3 protein-coding genes are annotated in these 1440 nt (G+C 36.7%); 2 read left to right on the top strand and 1 reads right to left on the bottom strand.

What is annotated here, in order from left to right; all coding sequences use genetic code 11:
* Positions 1-73 precede the first annotated feature (73 nt).
* On the top strand, positions 74-220 hold the full coding sequence (locus tag G5B11_RS18645; RefSeq protein ID WP_173729325.1) for a hypothetical protein: 147 nt from the start codon (positions 74-76) through the stop codon (positions 218-220).
* Between the two features lie 105 nt (positions 221-325).
* On the opposite strand, the gene G5B11_RS18640 is transcribed toward G5B11_RS18645, so the two are convergent.
* Entirely contained in the window at positions 326-679 is a 354-nt protein-coding gene (locus G5B11_RS18640; protein ID WP_020993869.1) for a cupin domain-containing protein, read from the bottom strand.
* A 140-nt stretch (positions 680-819) separates the two neighbouring features.
* Between G5B11_RS18640 and G5B11_RS18635 the strand changes: the two genes are divergently transcribed.
* Positions 820-1152, top strand: a complete 333-nt coding sequence (locus tag G5B11_RS18635) for a winged helix-turn-helix transcriptional regulator (protein ID WP_008373705.1) — start codon at positions 820-822, stop codon at positions 1150-1152.
* Positions 1153-1440: the final 288 nt, after the last annotated feature.

The following is a 1440-nucleotide window of genomic DNA, read 5'->3' as shown; positions in this document are numbered from 1 at the left end:
GAACTCAAGGCTGCTTTTTCGTTTACACCAACTCCGATTGTTTCCTTAACAGTTTGTAACGAAGGTATTTGCGATGAAAGGAATTAAGATTGAGTTATTGGGGATTGCAATAATACCTTTAGGAATTGCTGTGACAACAAATAATTTTTGGGGATATGTCCTAGGTGTTCTTGGATTTGGCGTCGCTGTATTTGGCTGTTTTCTAAAAGATAATCACTGATAACTTCTTGTTTGAAAAATTGAGAAAACGTAATATTGAACAAAAAGAAATGCACAGTTCTTAGCTTATCGTGAACTGTGCATTTTAGTAAATAAATACTTTTAATTAGCCGATTACGGCATCCTCTGCTGTAAAATGTTCCAGGGAATTTTCTTTTACCTGAATGCAGATATAAGTAATTCCAGAAATATCGGATGCAAAAAACTGACGCTTTGCAGTAGGTGCGATTTTTAGCCAGTCTCCAGTTGAAAGGCTAATTTCTTCTCCATCAATTATGGCTTTGCCGTTACCTGAAAGAATTCCATAGATTTCTTCATTTTCTTTATGAGAATGAACAAATGGGACATTTGCTCCTGCAGGTAGTTCGTTTAAACTGATTTCTGCACCTGTTAAAGACAACTTTTCATGCAGCTCAATTCGGTTTTCCTTTCCAATAGTTGTTTTTGTGTAATTTGCCATAATAACCTCCATAGTTAATTTGTAGTTTCTGGTTGCTTGGTATTAGTATAGTGTGAGACACATACAAAAACAAGTACGCACCTTTTTGTAACTGTACACTCAAAAATGAATGTGTTACAATAGACTCGGAGGTGAGAATTATGCGAGCAAAAGAAGAATTACCGGAATGCCCAGTTGCAACAGCAGTATCTCTTATCGGAGGAAAATGGAAACTGCTGATTTTGCGTAACTTAAAAGAGCGTCCATGGAGATTCAATGAGCTACAACGAAGTATAGATGGTATTTCACAAAAGGTTTTGACAGATAGTTTAAGACAAATGATGAGTGATGGGCTGGCATATCGCCACGATTACCATGAGCAGCCACCGAGAGTTGAATACGGCTTAACGGAACTCGGAACAAAAATGCTTCCAATTGTTAATTCACTTGCTGACTTTGGTAACTACTATAAATCAATTATTGAACAGAATTAAGGACGTTAGTATTTGAAAAGCTTGAACAATTCCAGTTTGCCGAAATATTTTTATAACTTTCCCTATTTTACAGGCTTTTTAGCCTATTCATTAGTGAAATGATATGTATTTTCCCTTATTTTTGCCCTTATGAGATAATCGTAAGGGAAATAAGGGAAAGTTTTATTTAGTCGTTGCCTGCCACTTTATCAAGTAACTTTGCAGATTCCCGCTTGGCTTTTCTTGTAGAGTGGGCATAGACATTCATGGTGGTACTGACATCTGAGTGCCCTAACAGTTCCTGCACAT

It is taken from the genome of Blautia glucerasea (assembly GCF_013304385.1).
GTDB lineage: Bacteria > Bacillota > Clostridia > Lachnospirales > Lachnospiraceae > Blautia_A > Blautia_A ammoniilytica.
The sequence above is the reverse complement of the archived record's forward strand: the minus strand, read 5'-3'. Positions and strand labels throughout refer to the sequence as shown.